Here is a 15,961-nt window from a genome sequence, read left to right as displayed (position 1 = left end):
TCTATTTTTAGAAGAAATCTTAAAAGCACAGTAGGTGTGTTAAAAACCCAGATTTAATCTGACCTGAGGACTTCAATATACGGAGATAAACAGTTTGATTATGGTGGAAGGTATAAATGATTTAGGAATTTTGTGTATTAAAGTTGATCATGAAGGAATGCGTTATCAGGAGGAAATTAGATGAGAGATTGGACATTTTTATATCTATTAAATTAATGTCATTAATAAAGCAATATAAAATTATTCTCCAAAGAGTAGTTACCTATATAAAGCATAAAAACGAGTCATTATTAATGACAAATACCCTATTTATGGTATTGTTTTAAAGTTAATTAACACATTATTTAATCGAAATTTACCTAAAGAAAACCTTTCCTATTTAAAATTATTTAAGTCAATTTGGTTAATAATATTAAATCGATTAAGTTCCTAAAACATCTAAATAGTATTCGATAAATACTATTTTTAATTGAATATTTTTGGGAAACTTGTCATTTTATAAGGTGAAATTAATCAAAATAATTGAAAAAATGACTCATTTAATGTAAATGTAATAGTATTGTGATGATTGTAAACAAATAAAAAAGTAAAATGAAGCTCAGATAGGAGAATGAATATGCTAATAGATACACATGTCCATTTAAACGCAGACCAATATGACGAAGATCTTCAGGAAGTAATTCAAAGAGCCTTGGAGGCAAATGTGAACAAAATGGTCGTAATTGGTTTTGATCGTAAAACAATTGAACGTGCAATGGAGTTAGCAGAAAAATATCCGTTTATCTACGCAGTAATCGGCTGGCATCCCGTGGACGCAATCGATTGTACTGAGGATGATTTACAATGGATTGAAGAGTTATCTGCTCATAAAAAAGTAGTAGGTATTGGTGAAACAGGGCTAGATTATTATTGGGACAAGTCTCCAAAAGAAATTCAGCAGACTATCTTCCGCAAGCAAATACGTTTAGCACAAAAGGTAAACTTGCCAATCATCATACATAATCGCGAAGCAACAGAAGATGTAGTAAGAATTCTTAAGGAGGAGGAGGCTCATCTTACAGGTGGGATTATGCACTGCTTCGGTGGAAGTGTAGAAACAGCTAAACAATGTATTGATATGAACTTTATGATTTCACTTGGTGGGCCAGTAACATTTAAAAATGCCAAAAAGCCAAAAGAGGTGGCAACTGAAATTTCTTTAGATCATTTGTTAATCGAAACGGATGCTCCTTATTTGGCCCCACATCCACATAGAGGTAAAAGAAATGAACCGGCACTTGTTGCCCTAGTAGCGGAAGAAATTGCACGATTGAAGGGTATCTCGGTTGAAGAAGTAGCTGAAGCAACAACCCGTAATGCCAAGAGGTTTTTCCACATCGAAGACTAAAATTTATCTGTAATTTTCAATTGGTATACGCACAGTTATGTAAAAATTGGTAAAAACCTAAAGTGTTGACAAGCTTAAAAGTACTCTATATAATCACACGAGTGAACAAGGAGGCGTTTTTCATGCAAGATAAAACCATGAAAAACCTGTTCTTTCATTCATTGAGGAGCAAGAAAACACTAGTAACGATAGCATCTTTACTATTGTTTTTTGCAGTAGTTTCGTTCGTTTTATACGAAGGAACAAAGAAAACTGTTGCTTTAACAGTTAACGGAGAACAACAAGAAATAACAACACATGCCAATACAGTTGGTGAGCTGCTAGATGAAAATAATCTAGTAATCACTAACGATGATTTTTTACATCCCTCAGTGAACACTTCAATCAAAAATAATTTAGAGATTGAGTGGGAGCAGGCAAGACAAATAGAAATTACGGTAGATGGTAAAATTCAAACTGTCCAGACTACTGATGATTTAGTTTCAGAAGTACTAGCAAAGGCAAATGTTCCATACACCGAACATGATGCGATTACCCCTGCTGCAGATGCAGAGGTGGGACCCGATAATCGAATTGCAATTGAGAAAGCATATGAAGTAACGCTTATAGATGGCAAGGAAGAGAAAAAATTATGGTCCACTTCGACTACGGTCGCTGACTTTTTAAAAAAACATAAGATTCCATTGAATGAATTGGACCGTGTAGAACAGAAAATGGATGAAATTATACTTCCTAATTCTGCAATACAAATAGTGAGAGTAGAAAAGGTCACCGATGTAGTTGAGGAAGAAACAAACTTTGCAGTAGTTACAAAGAAAGACGATTCTCTTCTAAAAGGAAAAGAAAAAGTAGTTGAAACAGGCGAAAAAGGATCTATTGCGCGCACTTATGAGGTTATTAAAGAAAACGGAGTGGAAGTTTCTCGTAACATAGTAAGTGAAAAGGTAACAAAAGAGCCTAAGAAAAAGGTTGTTTCTGTGGGAACTAAAGTGATGACTGTCAGTGCCAACGTATCGCGTGGTACTAATACCTCAGCAGCCCCATCTGGAGGAAGCGAGTTTTATGTTACAGCTACAGCATACACGGCTAGCTGTAATGGCTGTACAGGAGTAACTGCTACTGGTATTAACCTAAAAGCAAATCCAGACGTGAAAGTTGTGGCGGTAGATCCTAGTGTCATTCCACTTGGATCTAAGGTGTGGGTTGAAGGCTATGGTTATGCAATAGCTGGAGATACTGGTGGAGCTATAAAAGGAAACAAAATAGATCTATTTATGGCTTCCAAATCGCAAGCCTATGATTTTGGTCGCAAAAAAGTACGTGTAAAAGTTTTAAAATAATACAAATTGGAATGTAAGTGGTTAGCATAGTATGAATTATCGGGTGTACTATGTGCTAGCTTGCAATAACATATGTATATAAATTTTCCGTATAGCTTTCCCTCTCGTTGATAGGGAGAGCTTTTTTGCGTTATGATAGAGGCTAGCATAGAAGCAGAAAAGAGGGAAAATGCTTGCGTATAAATGAAATTATTGTCGTAGAAGGAAAAGATGATACGACTGCTATAAAAAGAGCAGTAGATGCTGATACTATAGAAACCAATGGGTCAGCCATTTCTAAAGAGACACTAATGAAAATTCAGCACGCACAGGAAAAAAGAGGAGTCATAGTATTTACTGACCCAGATTATCCTGGAAGAAGAATTCGTGCAATTATAGAAGAGCAAATACCTGGTGTGAAGCACGCTTTTTTATCGAAGGAAAAAACGATAGCGAAAAACGGTAAGAGCCTGGGAATTGAACATGCCAAGGATGAAGATATTCAACAAGCTCTTAGTGATATTTATACCCCAAAAACTGACTCGGAAACTCATATTTCAATACCTTTAGAGGTGTTAATAGAAGGAAGGTTAATTGGGCACCCCAAAGCCAAGGAACGGAGAACAAGACTGGGTGATTTTTTAAAAATTGGCTATACCAATGGAAAGCAGCTACAAAAAAGGCTATCTATTTTTCAAATACACAGGGAGCAGCTTGAAGCAGCTATTCTGCAACTCGATTTGGAGGACAACAAGGAATGACACAAAAAGATATAGCGACCCCGGTTCGCACACAAGAGATACTTAAAAAATATGGATTTTCATTTAAGAAGAGCTTAGGGCAAAATTTCTTAATAGACCCTAATATTCTTAGAAATATTGTAAGTCATGCTAATTTAACGAAAGAATCAGCAGCTATTGAAATAGGACCTGGTATTGGTGCCTTAACAGAGCACTTGGCAAGAGAGGCAGGAAAAGTAGTTGCATTTGAGATAGACCAACGTCTTTTACCAGTCTTAGATGACACACTGTCACCATATAATAACGTAGAAATCATTCATGGGGATATTCTTGAAGCAAATGTGCTACAAATGTTTGAAGAGAAACTGTCTGATTATAAGGATGTCATGGTTGTAGCTAATTTGCCATACTATGTAACAACCCCTATTTTACTAAAGCTGTTAATGGATCGCTTACCTATTCGGGGAATGGTTGTGATGATGCAAAAGGAGGTGGCAGATCGAATTACCGCTTCACCGGGTACCAAAGCATACGGATCCTTATCAATTGCCATTCAATATTACATGAAAGCAGAAGTAGCGATGACTGTTCCAAAGGCAGTATTTATGCCACAGCCTAACGTTGATTCTGCGGTCATAAAGCTAACTCGCCATGAAACACCGCCAGTCCAAGTTATTGATGAGGACTTCTTGTTTAAAGTTTCAAGAGGCTCCTTTGTTCAACGCAGAAAAACGATTATTAATAACCTTCAATCTTCTCTGCCAAATGGCAAGGAAAAAAAGGAATTAATCGTGCAAGCGTTAGAAAAAGTGGGGGTTAACCCTACTCGCAGAGGAGAAACATTAAGTATTGAAGAATTTGGGCGATTGGCAGATGAACTATATCCTAATTTCCATTAAATTTACTTGTTACAATATTAGTAATGTTAATAAATAAAAGTATCCTAAACTAATAATAAAAACGTTGACAAGAGTATGCTTATGTTGATAAAATGTTTTGTTTGACAAAAAAATGGATATGTGTTAATATTGTAATCAGTGAGGTGTAAGCGGAATGCCAAAAACTTTAGCTGATATTAAAAAGTCATTAGATCATCATTTAGGGAAACGTTTGCAGTTAAAAGCAAACGGAGGACGTAAGAAGACAATCGAACGAGCAGGTGTACTAAGAGAAACATATCATGCTGTATTCGTAATCGATTTGGATCAAGATGAAAATTCTTTTGAACGTGTATCTTATAGTTATGCAGACATTTTGACAGAAGCAGTAGAAATCACTATTTATGACGAAGCAAATAATTCAATTGTAGTAAAATGATTGTTTAGAACTTTTATTTTTACATTTTTATATGACAAAAACTTCTTTCCTCATTCGATTGAATGGGAAGGGAGTTTTTTTCTTTATATCGGACATACTAATATTGCTAGTTGTTATTAGGAGGATTCACCAATATGGCTAGAAGAGGAATTATGTCTAAAGAATTAAAAGAAGAGATTGCAAAAGATCTTGGATTTTATGATGTAGTTAAAACTGAAGGCTGGGGTGGGATTAAATCCCGTGATGCAGGTAATATGGTGAAACGCGCAATTGAAATGGCTGAACAACAAATGAACAACCAAAGTAAATAAATCTTACCGAGCACGATATCCAAAAATAACGTACAACTAGCAAAGAAAAGGCGAATTATTAGCCTTTTCTTTTTGATTGTTCTCATTTTTTTCAAAAAGGTAGTACTATGGTAAAATAGGGAACAGCATAAGTAGGAAAAGGAGCAGATGGGATGTACTACGTAAAAGCACCTGCTAAGATAAATTTAACACTCGATGTATTACATAAACGCCCCGATGGTTTTCATGAAGTGGAAATGATTATGACCACGGTTGATTTGGCAGACCGAATTGGGCTTGAATTGAGAGACGATGGAATCATACATATTATTTCAGTAGACCGCTTTGTTCCAAATGATCATCGTAACCTTGCCTATCAAGCGGCAAAGGTACTGAAGGAAATGTATAAGGTGAAATCTGGTGTCTCTATTAAAATTGAAAAGAATATACCAGTAGCAGCTGGTCTTGCTGGTGGTAGCAGCGATGCAGCAGCTACCTTGAAGGGTTTAAATATACTTTGGGAGTTAAACCTTACATTGGACGAGCTAGCTCAAATCGGAACAAAAATAGGATCAGACGTAGCATTTTGTGTATATGGAGGAACTGCTTTGGCAACAGGCCGAGGAGAAAAGATTCAAGAGCTTCCAACGCCAGCTAACTGTTGGGTGATATTAGCTAAGCCGACACTAGGTGTATCAACAGCTGATGTATATGGAAACCTAAAAGTGGATCAGATTGTTCATCCTAAAACGACGCAGATGTTGAAGGCTATACAGGAAAAAGATTATGAATTAATGTGTAACTCCTTAGGTAATGTTTTAGAGGATGTCACCTTAAAGCTCTATCCTGAGGTGGCAAACCTAAAGGAGCAAATGCAACGTTTTGGTGCAGATGCAGTATTGATGAGTGGAAGCGGTCCAACCGTCTTTGGTCTTGTTAACCAAGAATCTAGAGTTCAGAGAGTATATAACGGACTAAGAGGATTTTGCGACGAAGTTTATGCAGTAAGACTAATGGGAGATAGAGAATTTCTTGCTTAAACACGTATAATTGTGTTAAGTTTTCTATAAAACATTCGTGATTAGAGGTGATAAGATGAAATGGAAAAGAAGCGAACGACTAGTTGATATGACTCAATATTTAATGGAACATCCTCATAAATTAATCCCTTTGACTTTTTTTGCTTCCTTATACCAATCTGCCAAGTCTTCTATTAGCGAAGACTTGACGATAGTTAAAGAAACATTTGAGGAAAGAGGTAAAGGTTTGCTAGTCACCATACCCGGTGCAGCAGGCGGAGTAAAATTTATCCCTACGATGACCGAAGAAGATGTGAAAAAGGTTGCTCAAGAACTGATGGTTCAGTTGTCGAAAGCAGAGCGCCTTCTACCAGGCGGTTATTTATACATGACAGATTTATTAGGCGAACCTGCTCTTATGAATAAGATAGGAAAAGTCTTTGCATCTGCATTTGCGAACGAAAAAATCGATGCTATTATGACAGTCGCAACTAAAGGTATTCCTATCGCACATGCTATAGCTAGACACTTAAACGTGCCTGTAGTCGTAGTTAGAAGAGATAGTAAGGTTACGGAAGGACCGACTGTCAGCATCAATTATGTTTCTGGTTCTGCTAGAAGGATTCAAACAATGGTTCTATCTAAGAGAAGCATGGAAAAAGGGCAACGCGTTCTTATTACCGATGACTTTATGAAAGTCGGTGGGACAATTAACGGGATGAAGAGCCTGTTAGAAGAATTTAATTGTGAGCTTGCAGGGATTGCCGTTCTAGTAGAGGCGGAGCATGAAGGAGATCAACTAGTTAAGGACTACTTGTCCTTAGTTAAATTGCATGAAGTAAATGAAAAAGACGGAACCATCGCTTTAACAGAGGGAAATTATTTTTTAGAGGGGAGACAACAATGATGAAAATAGTATCAACAAATAATGCACCGGCTGCAATTGGTCCATATGTACAAGGTATGGTAGTAAACGGGATGTTTTATAGTTCTGGACAAATTCCTTTAACACCTGAAGGTAAGGTAGTAGAGGGATCTATTACAGAACAGACTGAGCAAGTATTTGCTAATCTAGATGCTGTTTTAACAGAAGCTGGGTCCTCCTTGACTCAAGTAGTCAAAACCTTAGTATTTTTGAAGGATATGAATGACTTTGCAGAGTTTAACCTAGCTTATGAAAAACATTTTGGTGAACATAAACCAGCTCGCTCAGCAGTAGAAGTAGCACGCCTACCTAAGGATGTAAAAGTAGAAATTGAAGTAATAGCAGTTGTTTAATAGTAAAACACATGTTTTCCTCGGAAACCATGTGTTTTTTTGTATGAATAAACAGAACTGGCCGTATTACATAAATATTATTATAATCTATAAAATATTAAAAATATTCCCAAACTAAGAAGGAAATTTTAAATTTTTGTGGAATAGTAAGTTAATATAGATATTTGCAACTAGGGGGAAGGAGAAATTACATGGAAGTCACAGATGTAAGATTACGCAAAGTATTAACCGATGGTCGTATGAGAGCGATCGCTTCCATCACACTGGACAATGAGTTTGTAGTCCATGACATTAGAGTTATTGAGGGAAATGCAGGATTGTTTGTAGCCATGCCAAGTAAGCGAACACCTGAAGGAGAATTTCGAGATATAGCTCATCCCATTAACGTGGGCACTCGATCTAAAATCCAGGATGCGGTGTTGTATGCCTATCATTTAAGCGATGATGCAGTTCCTGAAGTAGAAGAAGCAACGGCAGAAGCATTATGATAAGATGCTGAATCATTAAGGTGTTTATCTCCTAAAGGAAGCTTATGACGTAAAATTATCTGTCGAAATTAGATAGGCAGCTTTTTAATATTGTTGAAAAGCTGCCAATATAATCCTCGTTATTATTTTTTAACTACAATAAAGCTCTTCTGCTAGCCTTCATCATTTAACCTATCAAAACAATTATCCCTTACCTATCATTATCTGATATTATTCCCCGATGTAAGATTCATTTCTTCATGTATTATACGCCTATTAATATCCAAAGCTGTGGAAAAAGTTGTTTAATTATTAATAGAATAGGATAAAAAATATATATATTACTTGTTTTGTCATGTATTTGTCAAGAGAATTCCTTGAAAAAAACCCTCATTTCCTATATAGTCAAAAGAGGAAATTAGCCCACTGGAGGGAAATATCAAATGACAAATACCTATGCGGTTGTTTTAGCAGCCGGTAAAGGCACTCGTATGAAGTCTAGTCTATATAAAGTATTACATCCTGTATGTGGTAAGCCAATGGTAGAGCATGTTATTGATAACATGGAAAAAGTAGGAGTAGAGAAGATTGTTACAATCGTAGGCCACGGTGCTGAAATTGTAAAAAGTGAGCTTGGCAATCGAAGTGAATACGCATTACAAGCTGAGCAATTAGGTACGGCTCATGCAGTTTTACAGGCAGAAGAATCACTTGCTAATCTTCAGGGAACTACAATCGTTGTTTGCGGGGATACTCCATTAATTACTGCAGAAACTATTAAGGCTTTGCTAAAGCATCATGAAGAATCCAAAGCAAAAGCAACCATTTTAACTGCTATAGCAGATGATCCTACTGGTTATGGAAGAATTATTCGTAACGAGGCGGGACACGTTAAATCTATAGTAGAACATAAAGATGCAACAGCAACGGAGCAGCTAGTAAAAGAAATTAACTCTGGTACTTACTGTTTTGATAATGAAGCACTATTTAAATCACTAAAGTTAGTAAAAAATGAAAATGTTCAGGGTGAATATTATTTACCTGATGTAATTGGTATACTACAGCAGGACGGAGAAATTGTTTCTGCTTACGCAGCAAAAGATTTTGACGAAACTCTTGGTATTAATGATCGTGTAGCACTTTCTCAAGCAGAACAAATTATGCGCTCACGAATTGCTCATCATCATATGCGTGAAGGTGTAACAATCATAGACCCTCAAAGTACATATATAAGCAGTGAAGCAGTTATTGGCGCTGACACTGTATTACAGCCCGGAGTCATTATTGAGGGAAAAACAATAATTGGAGAAAAGTGTACAATTGGTCCTAACAGCCATATTGTATCTAGTGTTATTGGGGCAGAAACAACTGTCCACTCCTCGGTTGTATTATCTAGTGAAGTTGGAAATCATACAGCTATTGGCCCGTTCGCACATATTCGTCCACAATCGGAACTTGGAGACCAAGTTAAAATTGGTAACTTCGTTGAAGTGAAAAAGTCGGTTGTAGGTAATGGAAGTAAAATTTCTCATCTAAGTTATATGGGAGATGCAGCCATTGGTACAAATGTAAACATTGGTTGCGGAGCAATTACGGTTAATTATGATGGTAAAAACAAATTTATGACGACAATTGAAGACGATGCATTTGTTGGATGTAATTCTAATCTTATAGCACCGGTAACGATAGGTAAAAAAGGATATGTAGCAGCAGGATCTACAATAACCAAGGATGTTCCTGGTGAAGCACTGGCTATTGGCCGAGCAAGACAAGAGAATAAAGAAGGCTACGTAAAAAAACTCAAACTAAAATAACCAATTATTCAGGAGGATTATCATGACTCATCGATATGAAAATGCCAAACTAAAAATATTTACTCTTAATTCTAATAAAAAATTAGCTGAAGAAATTGCAAAAGAAGTTGGAGTTCCGCTAGGGAAAAGTACTGTTACAAGATTTAGCGATGGCGAGGTCCAAATCAATATCGAAGAGAGCATTCGTGGGTGTGATGTATTTATCGTTCAATCCACCTCAGGTCCTGTAAACGAACATATAATGGAACTATTAATAATGTTAGATGCAGTAAAACGTGCTTCTGCTCGTAGCGTAAGCGTAGTTTTACCTTATTACGGATATGCTCGTCAAGACAGAAAAGCTCGTGCACGTGAGCCAATTACAGCTAAGCTAGTAGCTAATCTACTGACTTCTGCAGGTGCAACTCGAGCAATCGTTCTAGATTTGCATGCACCACAAATTCAAGGTTTCTTCGATATTCCAATAGACCATTTAGTGGCTGTGCCTATTCTATCTGACTATTTCTTAACGAAAAACCTAGATCCTTCTGAGGTTGTTATAGTGTCACCTGACCACGGTGGAGTTACACGTGCTCGCAAAATGGCAGACCGTTTAAAAGCACCAATTGCTATTATCGATAAACGACGTCCACGCCCGAATGTTGCTGAAGTAATGAACATAGTTGGTAATGTAGAAGGTAAAACGGCTATTTTAATCGATGATATCATTGATACAGCAGGGACAATTTCAATTGCTGCTAATGCCTTAATGGAGAGTGGCGCTAAAGAGGTTTACGCATGCTGTACACATCCTGTGTTATCAGGTCCTGCAATTGAACGTATTGATAACTCTGTTATTAAAGAATTGGTTATTACAAATTCTATCCAATTACCAGAAGATAAGCATTCTCCAAAAATTAAAGAGCTATCTGTAGCCAAACTATTAGGAGATGCGATTGTTCGTGTATTTGAAGAAAAATCTGTAAGTACGTTGTTTGATTAATGCTTATTTAACTTAATATATGTTTGAATCATCCTTCCGAAGGGTATCTTATTTATAGTTACTTATACATCGGGAGGATGATTTGTTTATGGCTACTATTATAAAGGCACAAAAAAGATCACAAAAAGAAAATTCCAAACTAAGAAACAGTGGTTACATACCAGCAGTAGTTTATGGTTTTAAGGTCGATTCCCAACCAATTGCGGTTGATGAAAAAGATTTAACAAAAACACTACGTGAGGTTGGAAGAAATGGTGTAATGAAGCTAGATGTGGAAGGCAGTTCTGTTAATGTAGTATTGAATGATTATCAAATGAACATCCTAAAGGGACAAATGATTCATGCAGATTTCCTTGCGATTAATATGAAGGAAGAGTTAGAAGTAAGTGTAACGGTCAATACTACTGGAACTTCTATTGGTGTTTCAGAGGGTGGGTTACTGCAACAACCAAATAGAGAAGTAACTGTATTAGTAAAACCTTCTGATATCCCAGATTCCATTGAAGTAGATGTTACAGAAACTGCTATTGGTGATACTATAACAGTCGGAGATGTTAGGGAAAAGGTAAATTATACTATAGTAGAAGATGATGATTTCACTTTAGTAACAGTATCTGCACCAAGAGTAGAAACAGAGCCTGAAACAGAAACAGAAGCTGAAGACACAGAAGAAGCACCATCAGAGGAATAGGTAGAAGAGATTGTCATAGACAATCTCTTTTTTTCAGGTAAGTAAGAAGTTTGGACTTTCCCGATTTCATGCCGTGTATACACACCAAGACATTCCACTCGCTTTATAGATGTTTATATCCACTGTTATGTTAGAATAAAAGAAATAAGAGTTAAAGGAATGGAATGTAATGAAAATGATCGTTGGCCTTGGAAATCCAGGCAAGCAGTATGAAGCTACGAGACATAATATTGGTTTTCAAGTAATAGATGAGCTTTCAAAACGTTTGAGTATCCCACTTAACCAATCGAAGTTTAATGGTATGTATGGGACAGGACATATTGGAACTGAGAAAGTGATGCTCTTAAAGCCATTAACTTACATGAATCTATCGGGAGAATGTATTGTTCCCCTGATGGATTATTTTGGGGTAGAGGATGAAGAATTAGTTGTAATTTACGATGACTTGGATCTTCAAGTAGGAAAACTAAGACTACGACAAAAGGGAAGCGCTGGAGGACATAACGGGATAAAGTCAATCATTCAACATCTGGGTACGCAGGAATTCAATCGTATTCGCATAGGGATAGACCGACCCAAAAACGGCATGAAGGTTCCAGACTATGTCCTCTCAGATTTTACGAAGGAAGAAAAAATTGAAATAGAAATAGCTACCCAAAAGAGTGCAGATGCATGTGAACAATGGTTTAATAAGAGCTTCTTAGAAGTCATGAATATTTTTAACGGTGCATAAAACAAGAAGTAAAAGCCTATACTTCCTAAAAAGGGGGTTAATGGCTATGCCAATTCGTTATAGATGTCGCCATTGTGAAACAGAAGTAGGCCAGCTACCATTGGATTCCATAGACGAGGCTTTTCTACAAAAAAATAATATTGAGCCAGAAGAACAACATATATATATTCAAACGGGAGCTGAGGGAGATTATACAATCCAGTGTATTTGCGAAGAGTGCCAAACCTCTTTGCAGAAATTTCCGAGTTACTACGCATTAAAAAAATGGATACAGTAAATGCTTTGGCACATTTTGTGCACAAAGCCTTTTTCTGTTTTTGCTGTTCCGAATAAATCGTTTTATTTGTTTATTAGATAAGGGTGGGTGGAAATGGAACTGCTAAGTAATTTATTGATCGAAGATATACAAATGCAAAAGCTAGTGAAAGATTTAGAGAGTGGTACTGATCAAACTTTAGTGACGGGCCTCTCAGGGAGTGCCAGGGCTGTCTTTACTAAAATGCTGCATAAAGCATTAGAAAAACCAATCCTTATTGTCACACCAAACCTGCTACATGCGCAGAAGCTTACTGAGGATTTAGTTAAGCTCCTAGGAGAAGAATTGGTGAGATTGTATCCTGCAGATGAATTGATAGCTGCAGATATATCCATTGCAAGCCCCGAGTTGCGTGCGCAACGGTTAGAAGCACTAGACCATATGCTCAATGTTAAACGAGGAGTCTACATTGTCCCGGTGTCTGGCTTGAAAAAGCGTATGGGAAATGTAAATGATTGGAAGAATAGCTCCATCGTCCTTGTAGAGGGAGAGGACCTTATATTAGACACCTTCCTGCAAAATCTAGTGGATATGGGTTATGTCCGTCAGCCGATGGTTACCGCACCTGGGGAGTTTGCGCTTCGTGGCGGCATAATTGATATTTATCCCTTGTATTTAGAGGATCCAATTCGTATTGAATTGTTTGATACTGAGATTGATTCAATCCGTACCTTCTCTGCGGAAGATCAGCGTTCCTTAAAGAAGTTAAAGGATATTCGTATACTACCAGCTACTGAATACGTACTGACTAAGGGGAAAAAGGTATTGCTTGCTCAAAAGCTAGAGGACGCATTAGCGGAGAGCCTGAAAAAGGTAAAGCTTCCTGACATGAAGGAGAAGTTCTATCAAAACATTCAACAGGATATAGAGTTATTAAAACAAGGCGAACAACCGAAAGAATACATGAAGTATATTTCGTTAATAGAAGAAGATAGTTTCTTAGGAGATTATTTTGATCCGAGTGGAATTATTTTATTTGACGAGCTCGGACGTATTCAAGAAGTAACGGAAACGTTAGAAAAGGAAGAGAAGGATTGGTATCTTTCATTGCTCGAAGAAGGAAAAACAGTCCACGATGTAAAACCATCGTATAACTTAAAAGAGATTATCCAAAAGCTTCCCAACTTTAAAGTATATCTATCCTTATTCTCGCGCACGTTCTCCGGGGTAGTTATTAAGAAAGCGATGAATGTATCTTGTAAGCCAATGCAAAATTTCCATGGACAAATGCATTTGTTGAAGAACGAAACGGAGAGGTTTGCCCAAGGTAAATTTAGAGTAGTCATTTTGGCAGACGGTAAGGACCGTGTACAAAAAGTTCATACTGTACTAGAAGACTATGAAATAGTATCTAAGATTGGGCCAACTGCAAAGGACTTTGACAAACCTGGTATTTTTATCGTTGAGGGTGATTTAGAGGCTGGCTTCGAATTGCCTCTGCAAAGAATTGCGGTTATTACAGATTCTGAATTGTTTAAGCAAAAGCATAAGAAAAAAGCGAGAACACAAAAAGTAACAAACGCAGAACGTATTAAAAGCTACTCAGAGATAAAACCTGGAGACAACGTTGTACATATCCATCATGGGATAGGGAAGTATATAGGAATAGAAACATTACTTGTAAACGGAATCCATAAAGACTATTTGCATATCCGCTACCGTGGAGAAGATAAGTTATTTGTCCCTGTAGATCAAATTGACTTAATACAAAAATATGTAGCTTCCGGAGAAAAGGATCCAAAGCTTCATAAACTGGGTGGAGCAGACTGGAAGAAAACAAAATCTAAAGTATCTGCAGCAGTGCAGGATATTGCAGATGAGCTTATCAAGCTCTATGCAAAACGAGAGGCCGAGGTGGGATATGCATTCGAACCAGATGGGGAAATGCAACATACCTTTGAGGCAGCATTCCCATACGAGGAAACAGAAGACCAGCTTCGTACAATAGAAGAAGTTAAAAGAGACATGGAAAGACCGAGGCCGATGGATCGCTTAGTATGCGGGGATGTTGGTTATGGTAAGACAGAAGTTGCTATTCGTGCTGCGTTTAAAGCAGTCATGGAAGGTAAACAAGTAGCATTCCTATGTCCTACGACCATACTTGCACAGCAACATTACGAGACGATGATGGAGCGTTTTCAAGATTTTCCGATTCAAGTAGGTCTGTTAAGTCGCTTTAGAACTAAAAAGCAACAGGCGGAAACTATTAATGGTTTGAAAAAGGGTCTTATAGACATTGCTGTGGGTACGCACAGAATCTTGTCAAAAGACGTGGAGTATCAAGATCTCGGACTATTAGTCGTCGATGAGGAGCAGCGTTTTGGGGTGAAGCATAAAGAGAAGATTAAACAGCTAAAAACCAACGTAGATGTTATTACACTAACAGCTACACCAATTCCTCGTACACTTCATATGTCGATGATAGGCGTACGTGATTTGTCCGTCATCGAAACTCCTCCTAAAAACCGTTTTCCAGTACAAACCTATGTAATGGAATATAACGGTGCGTTAGTAAGAGAGGCAATTGAAAGAGAGCTAGCAAGGGGAGGACAGGCATTTTTCCTCTACAATCGAGTAGAAGACATTACACGCAAAGTGGATGAGATTCAAATGCTTGTTCCAACTGCTAGAGTTGGATACGCACATGGGCAGATGTCTGAAACAGAGTTGGAATCAGTAATCATCAGTTTCTTAGAGGGTGAATATGATGTGCTTGTTACGACGACTATTATAGAAACTGGGATTGATATACCGAACGTTAATACATTAATTATTCATGATGCTGATAAGATGGGGCTATCCCAGCTGTACCAATTACGTGGTCGAGTGGGTCGTTCCAACCGTGTTGCCTATGCCTATTTAATGTATCAAAGAGATAAAGTATTGACTGACGTAGCGGAAAAAAGACTACAGGCAGTGAAGGAATTCACAGAGCTAGGTTCCGGGTTCAAGATAGCAATGCGAGATTTATCGATTCGTGGAGCTGGAAATCTACTTGGCTCCCAACAGCATGGGTTTATCGATTCAGTAGGTTTTGATCTATATACGCAAATGCTAGAAGACGCTATCCAAGAAAAACAAACCGGTATTAAAAAGGAAGAATTACAGGAAATCGAAATAGTATTAGGAACAGATGCTTACATTTCAGATGAATATATCCCTGACGGATATCAAAAAATTCAAATGTATAAGAGTGTTAAAGCAATGGAAAAAGAAGAAGAGTACCTCGATTTAGTAGATGAACTACAGGATCGTTTTGGAGATATTCCTTTAGAAGCTGAAAGATTGCTCCGTATTGCTAGGATGAAGGTTTGGGGCAAAGAGGCCGGTGTAGAATCTATCAAAGAATCCGATAAAGTTACTACTATCCGTTTAAGTGCAGAGGGTACCAAGACTATTGATGGAGCGAAGCTTCTGGAGGAATCGATGAAATATGGTCGTGCCATAGGCTTTAATGTAGACAAGACAAATCTAGTTTTAACGATCGATGAACGTAAAACTGGGAAGTATAATGCGTTTGATGTTTTAGAAGATATCATGAGTTTATTGCCTAAATCAAAAAAGATATTAGAAGTAAATTAACGTATTGCATATTATTAGGAGATGTG

The 15,961-nt window shown here is 37.4% G+C and carries 16 protein-coding genes; all 16 read left to right on the top strand.

Annotation, left to right across the window (positions count from 1 at the left end):
• The first annotated feature begins 616 nt into the window (after positions 1–616).
• The 16 genes from D0S48_RS12065 to mfd all read left to right on the top strand — a co-directional run bounded on the left by D0S48_RS12065 (position 617) and on the right by mfd (position 15,935).
• Complete coding sequence (locus D0S48_RS12065) at positions 617–1,387, top strand: TatD family hydrolase (RefSeq protein ID WP_144541549.1); 771 nt, start codon at positions 617–619, stop codon at positions 1,385–1,387.
• A gap of 122 nt (positions 1,388–1,509) precedes the next feature.
• Complete coding sequence (locus D0S48_RS12060; protein WP_151111855.1) at positions 1,510–2,727, top strand: resuscitation-promoting factor; 1,218 nt, start codon at positions 1,510–1,512, stop codon at positions 2,725–2,727.
• Positions 2,728–2,900: 173 nt separating this feature from the next.
• The gene (gene rnmV, locus D0S48_RS12055; protein ID WP_144541545.1) at positions 2,901–3,467 is read left to right on the top strand and encodes a ribonuclease M5; all 567 of its coding nucleotides are present in this window, start codon (positions 2,901–2,903) and stop codon (positions 3,465–3,467) included.
• On the top strand, positions 3,464–4,345 hold the full coding sequence (gene rsmA, locus D0S48_RS12050; RefSeq protein ID WP_144541543.1) for a 16S rRNA (adenine(1518)-N(6)/adenine(1519)-N(6))-dimethyltransferase RsmA: 882 nt from the start codon (positions 3,464–3,466) through the stop codon (positions 4,343–4,345). Before rnmV ends, rsmA begins: the two co-directional genes overlap by 4 nt.
• A 154-nt stretch (positions 4,346–4,499) precedes the next feature.
• Positions 4,500–4,763 carry a biofilm formation stimulator Veg gene (veg, locus tag D0S48_RS12045; protein WP_144541541.1) on the top strand — a complete coding sequence of 88 codons (264 nt, stop codon included), beginning with the start codon at positions 4,500–4,502 and terminating at the stop codon, positions 4,761–4,763.
• A 134-nt stretch (positions 4,764–4,897) separates the two neighbouring features.
• Positions 4,898–5,074, top strand: a complete 177-nt coding sequence (locus tag D0S48_RS12040) for a small, acid-soluble spore protein, alpha/beta type (protein WP_144541539.1) — start codon at positions 4,898–4,900, stop codon at positions 5,072–5,074.
• A 152-nt stretch (positions 5,075–5,226) separates the two neighbouring features.
• Complete coding sequence (gene ispE / locus D0S48_RS12035; RefSeq protein ID WP_144541538.1) at positions 5,227–6,093, top strand: 4-(cytidine 5'-diphospho)-2-C-methyl-D-erythritol kinase; 867 nt, start codon at positions 5,227–5,229, stop codon at positions 6,091–6,093.
• A gap of 55 nt (positions 6,094–6,148) precedes the next feature.
• Positions 6,149–6,979: a pur operon repressor gene (purR, locus tag D0S48_RS12030; RefSeq protein WP_144541536.1), complete on the top strand. Its 831-nt coding sequence runs from the start codon at positions 6,149–6,151 to the stop codon at positions 6,977–6,979.
• Positions 6,979–7,350, top strand: a complete 372-nt coding sequence (locus tag D0S48_RS12025; RefSeq protein ID WP_144541577.1) for a RidA family protein — start codon at positions 6,979–6,981, stop codon at positions 7,348–7,350. The genes purR and D0S48_RS12025 overlap by 1 nt, the downstream gene beginning before the upstream one ends.
• Before the next feature lie 191 nt (positions 7,351–7,541).
• Entirely contained in the window at positions 7,542–7,838 is a 297-nt protein-coding gene (gene spoVG / locus D0S48_RS12020; protein ID WP_144541534.1) for a septation regulator SpoVG, read from the top strand.
• 422 nt (positions 7,839–8,260) lie between these two features.
• Complete coding sequence (gene glmU / locus D0S48_RS12015) at positions 8,261–9,631, top strand: bifunctional UDP-N-acetylglucosamine diphosphorylase/glucosamine-1-phosphate N-acetyltransferase GlmU (protein WP_144541532.1); 1,371 nt, start codon at positions 8,261–8,263, stop codon at positions 9,629–9,631.
• 22 nt (positions 9,632–9,653) lie between these two features.
• Positions 9,654–10,613 carry a ribose-phosphate diphosphokinase gene (locus tag D0S48_RS12010; RefSeq protein ID WP_144541530.1) on the top strand — a complete coding sequence of 320 codons (960 nt, stop codon included), beginning with the start codon at positions 9,654–9,656 and terminating at the stop codon, positions 10,611–10,613.
• Positions 10,614–10,701: 88 nt separating this feature from the next.
• On the top strand, positions 10,702–11,304 hold the full coding sequence (locus D0S48_RS12005; protein WP_144541528.1) for a 50S ribosomal protein L25/general stress protein Ctc: 603 nt from the start codon (positions 10,702–10,704) through the stop codon (positions 11,302–11,304).
• Positions 11,305–11,473: 169 nt separating this feature from the next.
• The gene (gene pth / locus D0S48_RS12000) at positions 11,474–12,037 is read left to right on the top strand and encodes an aminoacyl-tRNA hydrolase (RefSeq protein ID WP_144541526.1); all 564 of its coding nucleotides are present in this window, start codon (positions 11,474–11,476) and stop codon (positions 12,035–12,037) included.
• 46 nt (positions 12,038–12,083) lie between these two features.
• On the top strand, positions 12,084–12,314 hold the full coding sequence (locus D0S48_RS11995; RefSeq protein WP_144541524.1) for an anti-sigma-F factor Fin: 231 nt from the start codon (positions 12,084–12,086) through the stop codon (positions 12,312–12,314).
• A 93-nt stretch (positions 12,315–12,407) separates the two neighbouring features.
• The gene (gene mfd / locus D0S48_RS11990; protein WP_151111853.1) at positions 12,408–15,935 is read left to right on the top strand and encodes a transcription-repair coupling factor; all 3,528 of its coding nucleotides are present in this window, start codon (positions 12,408–12,410) and stop codon (positions 15,933–15,935) included.
• Positions 15,936–15,961: the final 26 nt, after the last annotated feature.

The organism is Psychrobacillus sp. AK 1817 (assembly GCF_008807035.1).
GTDB lineage: Bacteria > Bacillota > Bacilli > Bacillales_A > Planococcaceae > Psychrobacillus > Psychrobacillus faecigallinarum.
The sequence above is the reverse complement of the archived record's forward strand: the minus strand, read 5'-3'. Positions and strand labels throughout refer to the sequence as shown.

Excerpts from the sequence above, each read along its gene's own strand:
- D0S48_RS12065 (WP_144541549.1), top strand. The coding sequence starts at position 617 with ATGCTAATAGATACACATGTCCATTTAAACGCAGACCAATATGACGAA.
- D0S48_RS12060 (WP_151111855.1), top strand. The coding sequence starts at position 1,510 with ATGCAAGATAAAACCATGAAAAACCTGTTCTTTCATTCATTGAGGAGC.
- rsmA (WP_144541543.1), top strand. The coding sequence starts at position 3,464 with ATGACACAAAAAGATATAGCGACCCCGGTTCGCACACAAGAGATACTT.
- veg (WP_144541541.1), top strand. The coding sequence starts at position 4,500 with ATGCCAAAAACTTTAGCTGATATTAAAAAGTCATTAGATCATCATTTA.
- D0S48_RS12040 (WP_144541539.1), top strand. The coding sequence starts at position 4,898 with ATGGCTAGAAGAGGAATTATGTCTAAAGAATTAAAAGAAGAGATTGCA.
- ispE (WP_144541538.1), top strand. The coding sequence starts at position 5,227 with ATGTACTACGTAAAAGCACCTGCTAAGATAAATTTAACACTCGATGTA.
- purR (WP_144541536.1), top strand. The coding sequence starts at position 6,149 with ATGAAATGGAAAAGAAGCGAACGACTAGTTGATATGACTCAATATTTA.
- D0S48_RS12025 (WP_144541577.1), top strand. The coding sequence starts at position 6,979 with ATGAAAATAGTATCAACAAATAATGCACCGGCTGCAATTGGTCCATAT.
- spoVG (WP_144541534.1), top strand. The coding sequence starts at position 7,542 with ATGGAAGTCACAGATGTAAGATTACGCAAAGTATTAACCGATGGTCGT.
- glmU (WP_144541532.1), top strand. The coding sequence starts at position 8,261 with ATGACAAATACCTATGCGGTTGTTTTAGCAGCCGGTAAAGGCACTCGT.
- D0S48_RS12010 (WP_144541530.1), top strand. The coding sequence starts at position 9,654 with ATGACTCATCGATATGAAAATGCCAAACTAAAAATATTTACTCTTAAT.
- D0S48_RS12005 (WP_144541528.1), top strand. The coding sequence starts at position 10,702 with ATGGCTACTATTATAAAGGCACAAAAAAGATCACAAAAAGAAAATTCC.
- pth (WP_144541526.1), top strand. The coding sequence starts at position 11,474 with ATGAAAATGATCGTTGGCCTTGGAAATCCAGGCAAGCAGTATGAAGCT.
- D0S48_RS11995 (WP_144541524.1), top strand. The coding sequence starts at position 12,084 with ATGCCAATTCGTTATAGATGTCGCCATTGTGAAACAGAAGTAGGCCAG.
- mfd (WP_151111853.1), top strand. The coding sequence starts at position 12,408 with ATGGAACTGCTAAGTAATTTATTGATCGAAGATATACAAATGCAAAAG.